The sequence below is a fragment of the Shewanella sp. YLB-07 genome (assembly GCF_009377275.1).
In genome coordinates this window covers 1-17,501 of record NZ_VOQB01000002.1, presented here as the reverse complement: position 1 = coordinate 17,501, position 17,501 = coordinate 1, and the positions used below count along the sequence as shown (strand labels likewise).

At 43.9% G+C, this 17,501-nt stretch carries 16 protein-coding genes; 3 read left to right on the top strand and 13 right to left on the bottom strand.

Features of this window, described 5'->3' with window-relative positions; genetic code table 11:
* Window positions 1-270: 270 nt before the first annotated feature.
* On the top strand, window positions 271-1,284 hold the full coding sequence (locus tag FS373_RS04105; RefSeq protein WP_144047666.1) for a LacI family DNA-binding transcriptional regulator: 1,014 nt from the start codon (window positions 271-273) through the stop codon (window positions 1,282-1,284).
* Between the two features lie 109 nt (window positions 1,285-1,393).
* On the opposite strand, the gene FS373_RS04100 is transcribed toward FS373_RS04105, so the two are convergent.
* Window positions 1,394-1,732, bottom strand: a complete 339-nt coding sequence (locus tag FS373_RS04100) for a P-II family nitrogen regulator (RefSeq protein WP_144047667.1) — start codon at window positions 1,730-1,732, stop codon at window positions 1,394-1,396.
* Window positions 1,733-1,988: 256 nt separating this feature from the next.
* On the opposite strand from FS373_RS04100, the gene FS373_RS04095 reads away from it, so the two are divergent.
* Both FS373_RS04095 and FS373_RS04090 read left to right on the top strand, forming a co-directional pair.
* Window positions 1,989-2,498: a GspH/FimT family pseudopilin gene (locus tag FS373_RS04095; protein ID WP_144047668.1), complete on the top strand. Its 510-nt coding sequence runs from the start codon at window positions 1,989-1,991 to the stop codon at window positions 2,496-2,498.
* A gap of 162 nt (window positions 2,499-2,660) precedes the next feature.
* A complete protein-coding gene (locus FS373_RS04090) occupies window positions 2,661-3,167 on the top strand; it encodes a GspH/FimT family pseudopilin (RefSeq protein WP_144047669.1) in 507 nt (168 codons plus the stop codon).
* 2 nt (window positions 3,168-3,169) lie between these two features.
* Here the strand turns inward: FS373_RS04090 and FS373_RS04085 are convergent, their stop codons facing one another.
* The 12 genes from FS373_RS04085 to murJ form a co-directional block, all read right to left on the bottom strand.
* Window positions 3,170-3,487, bottom strand: a complete 318-nt coding sequence (locus FS373_RS04085) for a TapY2 family type IVa secretion system protein (protein ID WP_144047670.1) — start codon at window positions 3,485-3,487, stop codon at window positions 3,170-3,172.
* Window positions 3,484-3,873: a type IV pilin protein gene (locus FS373_RS04080; protein ID WP_144047671.1), complete on the bottom strand. Its 390-nt coding sequence runs from the start codon at window positions 3,871-3,873 to the stop codon at window positions 3,484-3,486. The genes FS373_RS04085 and FS373_RS04080 overlap by 4 nt, the downstream gene beginning before the upstream one ends.
* Before the next feature lie 28 nt (window positions 3,874-3,901).
* Window positions 3,902-7,414 (bottom strand): pilus assembly protein, encoded by a 3,513-nt coding sequence (locus FS373_RS04075; protein WP_152828825.1) that lies wholly within the window; start codon window positions 7,412-7,414, stop codon window positions 3,902-3,904.
* Between the two features lie 2 nt (window positions 7,415-7,416).
* The gene (locus FS373_RS04070) at window positions 7,417-7,848 is read right to left on the bottom strand and encodes a pilus assembly PilX family protein (RefSeq protein WP_144047672.1); all 432 of its coding nucleotides are present in this window, start codon (window positions 7,846-7,848) and stop codon (window positions 7,417-7,419) included.
* An 8-nt stretch (window positions 7,849-7,856) separates the two neighbouring features.
* Window positions 7,857-8,840, bottom strand: coding sequence for a PilW family protein (locus FS373_RS04065; protein ID WP_152828824.1), 984 nt, complete (start codon window positions 8,838-8,840; stop codon window positions 7,857-7,859).
* A gap of 13 nt (window positions 8,841-8,853) precedes the next feature.
* Complete coding sequence (pilV, locus tag FS373_RS04060; protein ID WP_144047673.1) at window positions 8,854-9,420, bottom strand: type IV pilus modification protein PilV; 567 nt, start codon at window positions 9,418-9,420, stop codon at window positions 8,854-8,856.
* A 242-nt stretch (window positions 9,421-9,662) separates the two neighbouring features.
* Window positions 9,663-10,610: a 4-hydroxy-3-methylbut-2-enyl diphosphate reductase gene (gene ispH / locus FS373_RS04055; RefSeq protein WP_144047674.1), complete on the bottom strand. Its 948-nt coding sequence runs from the start codon at window positions 10,608-10,610 to the stop codon at window positions 9,663-9,665.
* A 3-nt stretch (window positions 10,611-10,613) separates the two neighbouring features.
* Complete coding sequence (fkpB, locus tag FS373_RS04050) at window positions 10,614-11,036, bottom strand: FKBP-type peptidyl-prolyl cis-trans isomerase (RefSeq protein WP_144047675.1); 423 nt, start codon at window positions 11,034-11,036, stop codon at window positions 10,614-10,616.
* Between the two features lie 5 nt (window positions 11,037-11,041).
* The gene (gene lspA, locus FS373_RS04045; protein WP_144047676.1) at window positions 11,042-11,572 is read right to left on the bottom strand and encodes a signal peptidase II; all 531 of its coding nucleotides are present in this window, start codon (window positions 11,570-11,572) and stop codon (window positions 11,042-11,044) included.
* A 139-nt stretch (window positions 11,573-11,711) separates the two neighbouring features.
* On the bottom strand, window positions 11,712-14,534 hold the full coding sequence (gene ileS / locus FS373_RS04040; RefSeq protein WP_152828823.1) for an isoleucine--tRNA ligase: 2,823 nt from the start codon (window positions 14,532-14,534) through the stop codon (window positions 11,712-11,714).
* A 31-nt stretch (window positions 14,535-14,565) separates the two neighbouring features.
* Window positions 14,566-15,501 carry a bifunctional riboflavin kinase/FAD synthetase gene (ribF, locus tag FS373_RS04035; protein WP_144047678.1) on the bottom strand — a complete coding sequence of 312 codons (936 nt, stop codon included), beginning with the start codon at window positions 15,499-15,501 and terminating at the stop codon, window positions 14,566-14,568.
* Window positions 15,502-15,687: 186 nt separating this feature from the next.
* The gene (murJ, locus tag FS373_RS04030; RefSeq protein WP_152828822.1) at window positions 15,688-17,247 is read right to left on the bottom strand and encodes a murein biosynthesis integral membrane protein MurJ; all 1,560 of its coding nucleotides are present in this window, start codon (window positions 17,245-17,247) and stop codon (window positions 15,688-15,690) included.
* Between the last annotated feature and the right edge of the window lie 254 nt (window positions 17,248-17,501).

Below are 17,501 nucleotides of genomic sequence, written 5' to 3'. Positions count from 1 at the left end.
TTTCACAGGTGTCGACCAACTACCCATTTGTAAAACCTTTGTTGCATGCGGGGTTGAAGGATAAAAGTTGTTGTTATTAGTTATAAGAAAATTATTTTTATCAGAGATAAATTACATTTGCCGATTGCTAATTAAAGTAAAAGTTCGCACTATAGGCTGTAACAAAATGAAATAAAGTTCTTTGTAAACCTGATTATAAAAGACGTACATTCATCTTTACAAGTATTAGAACTTACCTATAACACACTGATAAAACGAGTGTTTAGTTGTATGAAAGTCACAATAAATGACGTAGCGAAGCATGCTGGTGTTTCAATTAAAACAGTTTCTCGAGTCACCAATAACGAGCCATCTGTAAAACAAGCAACCATAGATAAAGTCAATAAAGCCATTGCAGAGCTGGATTATCAACCTAATTTAGCGGCGAGAAACTTAGCAGGGACTAAGTCTTATGTCATTGGTTTTATCTATGATAATCCCAACGCTTATTATGTTATTGATATGCAAAATGGCATCCTGTCCTCATGCAAAGCACTTGGATACGAGCTACTCATTCATCCTTGCAATGCGAAGTCTGATAACATTTGCAATGAATTGACCACTATGGTGAAGCACGCAAGACTAGCAGGATTAGTCTTGACGCCTCCGCTTTCGGAAGACCCAAAAATCCTCCAAGCCTTGGACGAAATTGATGCCAATTATGTGCGAATCATTGCCGGAGAGAAAATCGATAGCAACACTGGGTTAGCCGTACTTGTGAATGATAAACATGGAGCCGTTTCAATCACACAGCATCTGATTGACTTAGGTCACAAGAACATCGCCTTTTTAAGTGGTGATCAACACCACGAATCTACCAAAGCACGTTTATCTGGTTATACCCAAGCGTTAAAGGATAATAACCTGGAGCTAGATGAACAAAACATTATTGAAGGCGAATATTCTTTCGAATCAGGTGTATCCGGTGCAAAGATTTTACTCAACAGGGTAAACAAACCTACCGCTATCGTTGCTTGTAACGATGAAATAGCCGCTGGAGCTTTATTTGCCGCACGCTTAGAAGGATTGGATATCCCTAAGGATATCTCTATCGTTGGTTTCGAAGATAGTCCGTTCTCTAGACAGACCTGGCCAAAACTGACGACAGTACATCAACCGAATCAAAAAATAGCCCAGATGGCGACTGAACTCTTAATTGCGAAAAGACGCTCGCAAAAGTCTGCACAGGCGAAGATATTCATACCAGAGCCAGTGATTAGAGACTCATCTTCGAAAGCGACATAGATTTTAGTCGCTAAAATATTAATTCCAATCGGAATAAGATCAAAAACGGCGTTGAAGGAAGCTCTTCAACGCCGTTTTTATAAATATCTACCAATGCTTATAAAGAGAGTTATACCGCCTCTTCGTTCTCTTCACCAGTACGGATCCTAATCACACGTTCAATCTCAGTGACAAAAATCTTACCATCACCAATCTTTCCTGTACGCGCCGTATCCACTATGACTTCAATGGCTCGGTCTAGCTGCTCATCTTGGATCACTAGCTCTATTTTAACCTTAGGTAAAAAGTCCACCATGTACTCGGCACCGCGATACAGTTCGGTGTGCCCTTTCTGTCGGCCAAAGCCTTTGACTTCAAGAACGGTCATGCCGGTAATGCCGATCTCAGCGAGAGATTCACGAACATCGTCCAGCTTAAATGGCTTAATAATTGCCTCGACCTTTTTCATCAAATGCTCCTTATAGGGTAGAAATTGCTTATCTGTATTATTGATCCAGCTTATCACGAGCTTGGAACTCACTAAAGTTAATATACCAATCAATCTCATGGAAGCAATTTCCTTTCCACTAAACAATAAAATTGCCTTACCATTTCTTCTAACCTAACTATACTTTCACTATTGGCCATAGATTTTATGTGATTGCAGGACGCAACACGGGCCTTTTAAAAGCAAATGTATCGAACTTATATTCAAAGGACTGAATATGAAAAAAAATAATGGTTTTACACTCGTCGAACTCATGACCACTCTAGTGATATCTACAACCTTAATCAGTATTGCAGTTCCAAACTTCAACTCCCTTTATGCACACTATCGAGCAGACTCATCCATTCGAGTCATTCAACAGACACTCCAAATGGCACGCAATAGCGCCATCAGTTACGGCGTACGCGTCACGGTTTGTCCCATAATAGAAAACCAGTGTAGCGACGACTGGACGATTGGCATTACCGTTTTCATTGACTCTGGAGCCAGTAATGTCATAGATGGTCAAGATGAAGTCCTGATGAAAACCGCCAGTTTCTACCATGAGGATTTTGTCACTTATAACCGTAGCGCCATCAGATTTCAAGCCGATGGCCTAGCTTCTGGCACCAACGGTACCTTAAAATATTGCCCATCGTCGACAAGAAGTGAATACTCGAAAGCAGTAATCATTAACCAATCAGGGAGAATCCGCTTCTCGAAAGCCGCTATCATCGAGTGCAGGTAATGGCTAAGTAGCAATAAAGTTTTAAGTAATAATACAAACAAACTGAAACAGTCAAAATACCCTTTGCAGCCAATATATTGGCTTTAAATAGTTGTTTTTTCGTGCTGTAAATAGACCTGTTCTCGCTTATACTTAATACTGTAATTGAGAGGAGAGAAAGTTATGCGACCGATACAAAATGGATTTACTTTAATTGAACTTATGGTGACACTCGTGGTTGCTATGCTCTTAGTCGGTGTCGGCGCGCCCTCCTTAAAAGCTATGTATGAAGGCTATCGAACTGATAGCCAAATACGTAAGGTTAATCAATCTTTACAGTTTGCGCGAAGCCACGCCGTTAGCTACGGCTCTAGAGTGACCATGTGCCCAATAGTATCAGGAAGCTGTAACGCAGACTGGAGTAAAGGGTTCAAAATATTTCTCGATAACGGCGCCCCAAATCAAATCGATGGCAACGACGAGGTGTTGACCGTAGTAGGTCCTTTTAATTCTAGCGATTTTGTTTCATTTGCCCCCAGCGCAATAAATTTCACTACCGATGGACTCACCAGTGCAGGCTTATTTATCTACTGTCCCGGTAGTAAGGTGAGTGATGAAACTATGGGTCTGCAAATTAATGCCTCTGGAACAGCAAGATTTAGCACAGCAACCAACCTAAACTGTAACTAAGCCTATCTTGCCGTCTCTTCATCTAGCTTTTGAGCTGCGCCTAATGTAAATGAAGCATCAAGCTCTACACACTCTTCAACGTCCTTGATATAAATACGCTTACCCGGGAGCTTTCTTGACGGCAATTTGGCCATGTTCCTTGTGAAATTCTTTACCTCCCATCTATAGAAAGCAATTTCATAACCCTTAGTCGTCTTCAAATAGCACTTATATTCAAGTTTTTCAGCTTTTTTATCATCCGCATTAACAGATGACGAGTTAACTAATAGTGCAAATGCAATAAAAGAAAATATTAAATATGTTAACTGTGACTTATTCATTCCCAACACTCCGCAGGTGACTTTTCTCCGATATCATTAATCTGAATAGTGATACATGCGCTATCTCGACTAGCCTGCTTCCCTTGAGCCGTTGCTACGACGATAAAGCTAGTCGTTCCTGTTGAATCTACGCTATATAATCCACTATCAATAACATAGGGATCTGCACCTAGGTTTAGATCATTCATATCTGTAGCATATTGCCTGTTATCCAGATAAAACTGCTCTTGTAGGTTGGCGACTCGCATTACCGCGGCTAAACCATCGGCTCGGCCTCCCTTAGCGACAAAGTCTGTATAAGTTGGATAGATCACAGCGGCTAAAATCCCCATAATAGCCACTGCAATCATCAACTCAATTAAACTAAAACCTTTAATTTTATTCATCCGATTTTCACTCATCATATTGCAATCATTACTCGTTAATATGGTAATAAATACGGTTCACACCTAACCCACCACCCACGCATTTTTCATCACCTGGAGGGCAACCATCACCGCCACCACCACCACCACCGTCAGCTTTTTTCATCTCATCACCGGCTGCACCGATGCCAATCAGGTACATATAGGAATCTCCATTTCCGTTCGGAGGAATAACCAATTGAGGGGTATCCGGCACTCTCTCTCCCATTTCAAGATATTCATGAGTATAGGAACGAGTCCCCTTATGAAGATCAAACCCATAAAGTCGTCCTACACCAGAGACTAGGCATTGAGTACTCGAAGCCGTGTCCCCGGGAACATATGAAGTAAAGAAAACTCGGCCTTCAATGATTGAAGCACCAGCCAGACTCTTCTCACCAACACCACCAAAACCATAATACCAGCCTCGCTTTAAACCGAAGCTGATATTATCAGCATCAGAGGAAGGGGCTGCTGATGTCACATTATAAAGATTAGCTAAAGTCAGTGTTTCCGGTACTTCATTACCGGGTGCCCCGTTGAATGAGCGGGATATGACATGTCGGTCCTGAAGCATGTAGAACATATCTGAGCGCGAAGTATCTGTCGGATGAGGCCTATGACCAGTGCCAACGACTACCGCATCATAAGCGACATTCTGATATGTTTTAGTTTTAGTCGTGGTTTCGCCAATAGTCACATCAACTTCAGACAGATTGGTGAATACCGTTTGTGCCACTGCAGGTTCTGAAAAAAATCGTCTATCAGAGGCTAAAGTTCCACCGCCAAGGTCGGCAAACTTAAATACTGTCCATGGATTAGTCGAGTCTTTAGGGCTGCCGCTAGGCAGATCCATACGCCAAACATTACCACCTGTATCGGTCGCATATATTCTGTCGGTTAATCGGTCACCATTGGCATCTAACACAGCGACAGAGTTAGGGATACTGTCGCTAATCCCAGGCATCTGGGTCATTTTGGTGTCTGAAGTAGGTCCAAAAGCGTGTACTAACACTCCTGTTTTAGCATCGACAATAAATACACCGCGACCTTGCGCATCAGGTAAACCGACAGCAGCAGGATCTTTTGATGAAGGAGAATAACCTGCACCAAAAATAAGTACAGGTGAAGCAGTTTCCGGATCGGTATTACCTATTGGCCAGCCTGGGATAAGGGTAATAACAGGTTCTGACCAAGTTTGACCAAGCTCACTCATGCCTGCACTATCTGAATCAATTTTCCACATATAACTAGGAGAATCAGGACTAGTAATATCGATAGCATAGTAAGACTTGCCTCCACGGCGCATCCCTGTAAATACCCAAGCCTTCTCTATTCCGCCTGAGCCCGTTTTCACATAGGCCACTGGAGGGCTATCCATCCCATAGACTGAGTGTACTCCGGTGGGAACATTCGCTCGTAATTCGACTAAATTAGGTAACAACTCATAGGGCATAAATGCCCATGACTCAGCGACTGAATCTCCCGAGTCCTTAAACATATGTAAGAAGCCATGATTTGTCCCCACCAATATTCGCAGGTCAGGTGATGATGAGCTTCCGAAGTTAATGGCCAACGGCTTTGAGTGCAGCGGATCACCTAGTACATCGTCACGAATATCACTGGTGCTATTGTCGTTGTCATCATCGTCTACATCTTTACCTTTAGCCCAATCAAATAGCTTATTGAGTTCAGTGCTATTAACTCCCATATACGCAGCTAATGCACTGTCGCCGCCAGCAGCACTGGAAGCATTACTTTTTGTGAGTGATTTTAACGAGCCACCTGTACCTAAGTTACCATAAAGTGTCCTTACAGCAGCCCCCCTCAAAGTATGTGCGGCTCCGCCGACTCGGACATCATTACCATCACCTCCTCCACTAGAACCTGAGCAGACTGAATTTGGGGTCCAATATGAGCACGAGGATGCTTTAAGGTTACCGTCTGTACCTATTGCAAGGGCACCATTTTTATCGACGATATCACCACTACCTGTCACCCTAAACTTCTTGATATTGCCCATCCAACGAGGTCCTTTATTGGGCAAGAACATGGCGTAGTAAACAGAATCAAATGTTTGAGTTCTATCGAAGTTATTACTTGCAATGGAAGGTGAAGTGAAGCTCGCATTGACCTCTAAAATCTGTGAGAAAACTTGTGAGAGTGCACTTTGCAATTGAGTCGCATCCTTTGCAGCAAAGTATGCACCTCCGCCTAAGTCTGCCGTTTTCTTCAATATGGGAGCAGCGTCATCGGCACCATCACTAAATCCGATGGTAAAAGTACTAACAAATTGATCACCCTCTAAATTTGTGTTCACATCCTTGCGATTTAATATACTCGCAAGTGCAGGAAGGTAACTACCATCCTCCCTATCGGCTGAGCGATAACCAGACATATTCTTAACAAGACTATTCGCTGCCGAATCACGAGTAGGAGAACCATCGGTAACATAAACGACATAAGAGCGATTCGAACACTGAGTTTCACCAAATGGAGAGATATAATAGTTACCATCCTCGACACTTCTATCTCGTTCTGGATTTAAACTTCCTGCTTCTTTAGCAAACTTAACCTTACCCCCAGAAAAGTAACGATAGGCCTCATACAAGGTTTCACAAAGCGGTGTCCAAGTATCAGCATCTAAATTATTAATCGTTTCAACTAATGTCTTTTTACTGGCTGCATTTCGTCTCTGTATTCCTGAGATTATGCGCCCACCATCACTAGTTCGACCTGTATTATAATTAAATACCGATAATCCAAAATCAACACTGGGTGTCGTGACAACAGTGTCTTCCATGACTCGCTTGGCAATTTCCATTCGAGTCGTCCAGCGCTTACTTTTCGTGCTGTGATACCAATCAATATAAGTTTGTGTGTAAAAAGTAACAGATTTACCTATACCAAACTTTGTCAGAAATGCTTTATCAAGAGCTGCGGTTTTATCTGAAGATGATGAACTGCTAGTTACATTGGTATAAGGAATTGGCGAAGATTTCGAACCTAAACTGTCTACAGGAAAACCATCGAAAATCCCAGTAGCATTGCTGAATTGTAAAGCTGCAGCATCTTCGAAATCTTCGAAGCAATCCACATGTGAAACTATACTGCCTAGCTCATCGGGTAACTCTGTCCAGGTACCATTTTCACCTGTAAAGCCATATTCCCTAATAAAACCGGTAAAAAAACCATAAGATTCCAGATATACTTTTGACGTTTTACAACCATTTACACTTTGGAGAATATAGTTATTACTATCGACTTCCGGAACCCCAACACCACCTTTACTGTAATAGAGTTTTGTCGAATCATTGACGGTTTCTCCGCGATCGTAAAAAGTCTCCGTATACTCACTCGTATCCATGCTTCCAGAATTATCGAAGATTATCAGAACCTGCGGTCTTGCACCGGAACGTGCTGATGACTCAAATACATAGAGTTCAGTATCATCTCCATGAGTCACTCCCGATATCATGCCTAAACCCACGATAACGGCACATAGAAAACGTTTAATCCACATAACTAACTCCCGGTTAATACTTCCTGTTCAACGCCAGCGACGACGGTCAATTGCCCCAAATTTTTCTTACCAAATGTTGCAACGCTGGAAACCTCTATCCGTCTACAACTTACTAGATTCGCCGAGCTAGCTTTTGTGCTTCTCTGGCAGTTAACATCTCCATCAGCTAAGGGACTTAGAGTATTAGTAACCCCTAAAGCCGCGTCAACCACTGTCATAGTGCCGGCTATGTTAGCCATGGTTGCCCCTTGGTTATTTGCTACCACCCTATCTTGTGCTCCTTGAGCAGCAGACATGGCTTCGACACGTTCTGAGCCGGCACCAGCCATCTTCATCGACTGGCTAGAATTAACGGCGAGTGCAACGCCAATAACGGTCATGATGATCAGTATTATCAAGGAGAAAAAAAGTACCATACCTTCTTGTTTCTTCATGATTTCCCCTAGTTCCTTATCAATACCGGATTTTCGAGTACTATGGTGGTTGAAACCACCTTTCTTCTATAATGGTCATTAGCGGCAGCGATGATTTTGTCACCCAACTGATAACGGGACTCGCTAGTAAAATTTCGATCCTCATCGACTGATCTGACTAATATGAATATCCTCAGGGCTACGAGACGTTGAAATAACTCGTTATCCCACATTAAATTAGTGACATTTTGTACAGGCATAAAACTATCGGCGGTATCATCACCATCGTTATCGAAACCATAGAGCACTCGAATATTCTCGATCCCCTCCACAAGTTGTTCGTAACTGCCCGAAGTTTTCATACCACCATTTCTCAGCACGCGGCGTCGCAGTACCGGGACTCCATCGTCTTCCTGTATATAGTAAATATGATGTTGATACTCCCAGAAGCGACCGTTGTTCATCGCCGGGGTGACTTGGTCACCGCTGAAAATTACCGCCTGGTTTGCAGTAGTCCCCATGTAATAGCGATTATTATCATTAGGCACTGCAACAGAAGGGCCGACTAATCGTTTGATCTGTAAAACATCTGTCGAAGTCAAAACCCCAGTCAAACAGGCAAACGACTCGAGTGAAGCCCCTTCTTCATACCCCCAAAGTCGCCGAAAATGAGCCGGATTATTATTTGGCAGACTCGCGTTATTAGCCCCCCCCCCGATGCAATCATTGCCGGCGGGAATGGCAACAGCATTGATCTGGGTATTAGTCCCTATAATAAAATCGGTACCTGTCATATCCGCCATGAAACCAAGCTGACTAATATCACGCTCCATCAAAGCCAGCGCAATGCGGCCATTCTCCTGCAACTGATTAAATTGACTGGTCGTTATCACATTCGTGGCCGACATATTAAACATTGAAAACAGGCCAGCACTTAAAAACAGTGAGATAACCATAGCTACCATCAACTCCACTAAAGATAAGCCTTGCTGAACTTTTAATTTATTACTCATAAAATTAACCAAACTAGATAATCACCGTACTGATTGAATAGGCTCTTCTGCGTTTGTTTGCTGTGCCGCAAGATTTAACAAAATCTGCAGCGTTGGCTGCACCATCGGAAACAGCACGAATTCCTCTCCAGGTCATCACAACTAATACGTCACCAGTACCTGATACCTGGATACAGGCAGTCGGAGTGTCCAAACCACCAATAGAGCGGGTACCTTTGGTTTCACCCACCCCATTCATCGACTGCTCCCAGCCGTATAAATCCCATGCACGAGTCTGAACATTCGTACAGGTGATGCCTGCATTGCCACCGCCAACATTAAGAGCAACATCACAAGACTGACTGGGTTCAGACAGATTGCCGGCATAAGTACCTGCATAGCCAACTAACTGGCTTCTATTGAGCTTCATTCGATTGATAATATCGATGGCATAATAGGATGCTTGTGTCTGTTGGAAAGATTCGAAGCTGCCTCTCTTGGCAACCAGATGTAAATTAAAAATACCAATCAAGCCAATCACGAGAATGACTAATGAGACTAAAACTTCAACAAGTGAGAATCCGTTGGATTTATGATTCATTAGCGTCAAACTCCCTTCAATCGCCACATATTTGACGCTTTAATTGATAACTTACCTGTTATAAATCTGTAAGTTAGCATTCTAAACTATGATATAGGTTAATCATAGTTTAGTCGAATGTTGCCCGCTAGTAATATTAGTGTCTAAGAATGCTACTTGTTAGACTCTACGTAAATTTCAGACCATAAAAAAGGAGGCCTAAGCCTCCTTTTTTATGGTAACCATCAGTTTTTCTGTGGTTTCTATCTCAGCTCCGCAGGCACAGCAAAGACGGTATCTTCTTTGCGCCCCTCGACTTCTGTTATCACGCTTGGTGCTAACTCGGCAATAGCATCAATAACTTGCTTAACCAGTACTTCAGGAGCCGATGCACCCGCAGTTACCGCCACTTTAGTCACATTAGTGAACCAAGTCGCGTTTATATCATCTGCATTGTCTACCAGATGCGCTTCTGTGCCACGCTTCTGAGCCAGCTCTCTTAGACGATTCGAGTTAGAACTATTTTGTGACCCTACAACAATAAACAGATCTACATCATCGGCTACGTTACGAACCGCATCCTGTCTATTTTGTGTGGCATAACAGATATCATCTTTACGCGGCCCTTCGATAGATGGGAATCGCTTCTGCAACGCAGCTATGACACCAGCAGTGTCATCCATAGACAGGGTAGTTTGAGTGACGAAACACAAATTATCTGGGTTTTTAACCACAAGAGACTCGACATCTGCTGGTGATTCGACCAGCAATACGCCCCCTTTAGGGTTATCGTACTGACCCATGGTGCCTTCAACCTCCGGGTGTCCGGCATGCCCAATAAGGATACATTCGACTCCTTTACGACTGGCCCGAGTGACCTGAAGATGAACCTTAGTTACCAGAGGGCAAGTCGCATCGAACACCTTAAGGCCGCGACGCTTAGCTTCGGCTCTCACAGCCTGTGATACACCATGTGCACTAAAGATAACAATACTGTCATCGGGGACCTGATCCAGTTCCTCGACAAATACGGCGCCGCGCTCTTTAAGATTCTCGACCACATAACGGTTATGCACCACTTCATGACGAACATAGATAGGTGGAGAAAACAGCTCGAGTGCACGCTCGACTATGCTGATGGCTCTATCGACACCGGCACAGAAGCCTCTGGGATTGGCAAGTTTTATCTGTAGACTATTTGCTTTATTCATACACTAAAGTACCTGTATCACTTCTAGCTCAAACGTAAGTACCTGACCCGCTAAAGGATGATTAAGATCGACCGTCACCGAATCACCAGCCACTTCACGAACTATGCCAGGGATCTCACTGCCACCCGGCCCACCGAAACTCACAATAACACCAGGTTCGAGTTCCATATCCCCGGGAAACTTACTTCTATCCATATAATGAATTGCATCTGGATTAGACTCACCAAAGGCATCGACAGCTTCTAGGGTGAAGCTATGGCTATCACCCTCTTCCAAGGAGTTTATCTGTGCCTCAAAAGCCGGGCTTAAACTTTCATCACCGATATTAAGCCTCGCAGGTTTACCAGAAGCCTTGGTGCTATCGGCGGTAGAGCCATCTTCAAGCACGATATTCATATGACATAAAATAGAACGTACATCAGTCAATTCAATTACTCCTTTGCAGCACTTTTTTCATCTTGCGCTTTTTTCTGTTTCTCGAGGCGATCTGAGATAAATGAGTCCACAATAATAAGTGCAGCTCCGACACAAATTGCAGAATCTGCAATATTAAACGCTGGAAAGTGACTCTTATTCCAATAAAAATCCAAGAAATCGACCACGTATCCATGTTGCAGGCGATCGATAAGATTACCTAAGGCACCACCGATAACTAAAGTATAGGCAAGATTGAGTCGCCACATCTGCGCTGGCTGTTTTCTCAACCAGAACGTCAGCAAGGCGCTAAAGCCCACTGCGATAAAGGTAAATAACCATTTCTGCCAACCACCGGCATCACTCAAGAAACTGAATGCTGCCCCATAGTTACGCACATAGGTAAAATTAAACACAGATAATAGCTGTACAGACTCATAAAGATCAAAGTTAGCTAAGACCCATTGCTTAGAGACTTGATCGGCAATAAATACCAGTACAACCACCCAGTACCAGCGTATACCGCTCTCTTTCCAATTAGTTGGCATAGGGCCTTCCTCTTAAAAAAAATGACGCATAGCAGCGTCACTTTCCATAGTTCAAATATATAATGCAGCTGAAATACTCAAGCCACTGTCCATCAAAGTATTAAGCCTGACACATTTATCAGGCTCTTAGCATAGCAAGTTAGGCAAACTGACGAACTTCACCCTCGCCTTCGATGTTAGTAACACAACGAGTACAAAGAGTTGGATGTGCTTCAACCTGAGCAACGTCTTCCCTGTGATGCCAGCAGCGCTCACATTTTGCAGCTTCAGACTTCGACCAGCCAAGTTTAAGCGATGCAAGCTCAGTTTCAATCGCATCATTTGGCGCTGCTGATAAAGCAAGTACTTGTGTCTTAGACGTCAGCAGAACGAATCTTAACTCATCACCCAGACTGTTTAGCGCTATAGATAACGCTTCATCGGCATATAGGGTGATCTCAGCTTCCAATGAACCACCGATCAGCTTTTCACGTCTGGCTTGCTCAATAACCTTGTTGACTTCACCACGGACGCTAAGCAACTGCTCCCACAACCCATCACTAAGATCTGACTCTAGAGTTACCGACTTAAGTCCATCGAACCACTCTTGAGTAAATACATAAGCATCTCGCTCACCAGGAAGTAGCTTCCAGATCTCATCGGCTGTGAAAGATAGAATAGGTGCGATCCAACGTACCATAGCCTCAGAAATCAAATAAAGTGCAGTCTGGCAACTACGACGTGCATGACTATCGCCTTTAGCCGTGTACTGTCTATCCTTGATGATATCGAGATAGAAACTACCTAACTCAACCGAACAGAACTGCATTAGCTTCTGGGTCACGGTGTGGAAGTTATACTGCTCGTAGGCTTCCAGCAACTCCTCCTGCAAAGCTGCAGCGCGACGTACCACCCAACGATCCAGGGCAACCATATCTTCAATGGCTACCGCGTCTTTTACCGGATCGAAACCATTGATGTTAGCTAACAAGAAACGCGTAGTATTACGAATTCGACGATAGGAATCGGCGCTACGCTTGAGGATCTCATCAGAAACCGTCATCTCACCGCTATAATCAGTGCCAGCAACCCAGAGGCGTAAAATATCTGCACCTAGCTTATTGGTGATAGTTTGCGGAGCAATCACATTGCCCACAGATTTTGACATCTTACGGCCTTTGCCGTCGACGGTGAATCCATGAGTAAGCACTTGCTTATATGGCGCTTTACCATTCATCGCAGTCGATATCATCAAAGATGACATAAACCAGCCACGATGCTGATCGCTGCCTTCCAGATAAAGATCTATACCGTGCCCCTGATATTCAGGGCGAGCAGCAACGACCGATGAGAATGAAGAACCAGAGTCAAACCAGACATCTAAGGTGTCAGTCACCTTACGGTATTGGTCTGCTTCGTCACCCAGAAGCTCTGCCGCATCAAGATCCCACCAGGCTTGAATGCCCTTCTGTTCGATCTTGTTAGCAACGCGCTCCATCAAGGAGATGCTATCAGGATGCAAGTCTTCGGTTTCACGGTGAACGAACAAAGTAATAGGAACGCCCCAGGTACGCTGACGCGAGATACACCAATCCGGACGGTTCTCTACCATTTTCTCGATTCGGCTCTGACCCCAATCAGGGATCCATTTAGTCTTCTCGATTTCGCCCAAAGCTTGCTTTCTCAGGCCTTTGTTGTCCATAGAGATAAACCACTGAGGTGTCGCTCTAAAGATAATAGGAGTCTTGTGTCTCCAACAATGAGGATAACTGTGAAGAATACTCTCGTGCTTGATTAAGGCGCCCTTCTCTTCAAGAAGAGTCACCACATTCGCATTGGCTTTAAATACGTGCTGTCCAGCAAAAATTTCAGTGTCTGACTTATAAACGCCATTATCGCCGACTGGATTAGCAACTTCTAAACCATATTTCAGACCAATAATGAAATCGTCTTGACCGTGACCCGGTGCAGTATGAACAATACCCGTACCCGAATCGACAGTGACATGGTCGCCTAAGATAACTGGCACATCGAAGCCATAGAAAGGATGGTTAAAGCGTAAAAGCTCTAATTCTTGGCCTTTAACTTGAGCTAATACCTTATGAGAATCGACCCCATAACGCTCCATACAAGACTCTACAAGTGCCTCAGCTAAGATAATGACTCTGGTAGCATCGTCTTTAACAAACTCAACCAGTGAATAGTCAATATCCGCTGCGATTGAAAGTGCGCGGTTTGCAGGTAAGGTCCAAGGGGTCGTAGTCCAGATAACCATAGAGACATCAGTTTCAATCTCGACGTCACCAAACTTCGCCAGCAGTGCTGCTTTATCTGTTGCAACAAAAGCAACATCGATAGCCGGAGACTTCTTATCTTCATATTCAACTTCAGCTTCTGCTAGTGCCGAACCACAATCGGTACACCAATGCACGGGCTTGACACCTTTATGCAAGTGACCACTTTCGATCACCTTAGACAGTGAGCGCACTATGTTGGCTTCGGTACCGAAATCCATAGTCAGATAAGGTTTATACCAATCGGCAAACACCCCGAGACGGATAAAACCATCACGTTGACCATCGACTTGCTTAGCCGCATATTCACGACACTTCTCGCGGAATTCGCTAGCGGTAACCTTATGACCAGGCTTACCCACTTTCTGCTCAACTTTTAGCTCGATAGGTAGACCATGACAATCCCAGCCCGGAATATAAGGCGCATCGAAACCGGATAGCGTCTTAGATTTTACAATAATATCTTTGAGGATCTTATTAACTGAGTGACCGATATGAATATCGCCGTTGGCATAAGGAGGACCATCATGCAAAATAAATGGTGTACGGCCAATACGGCTATCACGGATCTTTTGATACAGCCCGTCTGCTGCCCAGGATTTCAACATCTCTGGCTCACGATTAGCCAGATTACCACGCATCGGAAACTCAGTTTCCGGCAAATTCAAAGTAGATTTATAGTCGCTCATTGATCCTATACCATTAATTTTAGCCAAGCAGTTAGCCTGCATCATTGCCAAGCAGAGCCTTGGCTTTGTCAGCGTCATTGTTAATTTGTTTTTTCAGCGCATCCAATGATTTGAATGGCTGTTCATCTCTAATCTTAGCAACCAACTCAACTTCGACGGTACGACCATAAAGATCATCATCAAAATCAAACAGGTGTACTTCTAACTGACAGACCTGACCATTTACTGTCGGTCTAAAACCCACATTGGCCACGCCATCATAAATATCACTGTCATCCCAATACATCTTAACGGCAAATACCCCCCTAACTGGAGACACTTGACGTTTAAGCGCTATATTGGCAGTAGGAAAGCCTAAAGTCCTGCCGAGTTTTTCCCCATGGGCAACTTTACCACACAAGGTAAAAGGATGGCCGAGTAGACGCCTTGCTTGTTCCAAGTTGCCTTTCGCCAACTGATTTCTAATCTCGGTGGAGCTGACTCGTTTGTCGCCTAAAACGAAACTTTGGGTACTCACCACGGCAAACTGGTGTTTTTCTCCTGCCGATTGAAGCATCTTAAAGTTACCTTTGCGCTGCTTACCGAAGCAAAAGTCATCCCCTATGACCAGGTACTTAACCCCAAGGGACTCAACCAATAATTTGTCGATAAAGTCCTGCGCCGATAGATCAGCAAAATTAGCATTGAAGTTAATGCATACTAACCTGTCGATCCCCAACTCTTCGAGTAAAATAATTTTATCTCTGAGAGTACTGAGCCTAGCTGGCGCATTATCACCTCTGAACATCTCTTGCGGCTGAGGCTCAAACGTCATCAAGGTTGCGGGGACATTTAACTGTCTCGCCTTCTTGACTAACTTAGCGATGACTTCAGCATGGCCTCGATGCACGCCATCAAAATTGCCGATAGTGAGAACACAACCGTGATGTGCAGGTAAAATATTGTGTATACCGCGGATTAGTTCCATTACATTACATAACTAGCAGGCCTGAGTGGGCGGATTATATACCAGCTGAAGAGGATAATCAGCAAGGATCTTTCCCTGAGATAATTGATGTCGATTTTAATAAACAATCAAAGAGTAAAATGCCTCCAAAATTAAGGAGGCATTTAACGGCTCGCTGGACTCAATGTCTGACATGAATTCACAGAATTACAAGCCAGTTTTTATTTTCCAGGGCCTGACTCCAAAAATCACCAGAGTGATAAGGTAGCTAGCTCCACCTCCCCCTATGAGTAATAGCAAGGTCGAGGCTCGTTCATGAAACACCTGTCCTACCCACACTTCTTGGGACGGAAGAAAGGACAGCAGTAAACCGACCATGACACCACAAGACAACAGCGCCTTGATAAAGAAAAAACCAGTTTGCCTACTCACTCTATAGACACCAGCCTTATGCAGGCCACGATAAAGTAAACCCGCATTGAGTAGTGCAGACATCGAAGTTGCCATGGCTAAACCGACATAACCAAAGGGAAAAGCAAGGATCAGGTTAAACACCATATTGCTGACCATAGCTATGATGCCATAGCGTACCGGTGTCCTAGTGTCTTGCCTCGAATAGTAACCAGGCGCCAACACCTTAATCAACATGAAGCTCAGTAAGCCACAGCCGTAAGCCACTAAGCTATATGACGCCATTTCAACATGATGCAGAGTAAACTCACCACGCATAAACAACACCATCAACATAGGTTTAGCCAGCACAATCAAACCACACATGGCAGGCATCCCCAGAAATAAGATGGCTTTCACCCCCCAATCCATGGTGGACTCAAACCCCTTGCCTTCGGCATTGATATGCTTCTTAGACAGAGCCGGCAAAATAACCGTTGCGATTGCGATACCAAACAAACCTAGGGGGAACTCGAGCAAGCGATCGGCATAATAGAGATAACTGATAGAGCCCGTCATCAGAAAGCTGGCAATGAAAGTATCTAATAACAGGTTTATCTGAGAGACAGACACACCAAAGAGTGCAGGTATCATCAAGGTACGAATTTTAGTCACACCAGGGTGTTTCCAACCCCAGCTGGGTTTGACTAAGGCTTTTTCTTTTAAGAGAAAAGGGATTTGAAACAAAAACTGAATTAAACCACCAACAAATACACCAATAGCCAGTCCAATCTCGGCCTGTTCCATACGAGGTGCGAGAAAGATAGCGGCACCGATAATGGCGATATTTAAAAATACCGGCGTAAATGCCGACACGGCGAATCGCCCTCGGCTGTTTAAAATAGAGCCAGCAAGGGCGGTAAAGGTAATAAACCAGAGATAGGGAAAAGTTATCTTCAACATCAAGGATGCTAACTCAAATTTAGCCCCATCAGGCTCTCCATTCATCCAGGCAAGAAACCAGCCGCCACCGAAAAGCGCCGTTAATACCGGAGAAGCGATAACACCAACTAGCGTAACCACAGTAATGATAACGCCTAATGTCCCCGCGACCTTAGACAGTAGGTCTCTAATCTCTTCGGAAGTCTGTTTCTGTTGATATTCAGTTAAAACCGGAACGAATGCCTGAGCAAAAGCACCTTCAGCGAAAAGACGTCTTAGAAAATTTGGAATTTTATTAGCGAAGAAAAAAACATCAGCGCTGGTTCCAGCACCCATAAGATTGGCGATAACCACATCTCTGACTAAACCCAACACACGAGAAATCAACGTCATAGCACTCACTATCATGCCTGACTTAAATAAAGCTTTACTCAAAACACCCCCTGATCTGAGCGGTACATTTCAGGCGAGTAGTCTCAAGAATTGATTTTCCCCCTGTCACTGGCTAACAATTACTGCTAGAATTGCGCACCATATTACACGAGTTAGGTTGAAGATAGCCAAGTCTGGTTGAAGATAGCCAAGTCTGGTTGGATTAATTTATCTTTAAGATAAAGATTCAATCATTGTCATTGACAAAATGACAAAAAAGAGGCATATTCCCGACCTTTAAAATATCTAACCCTATT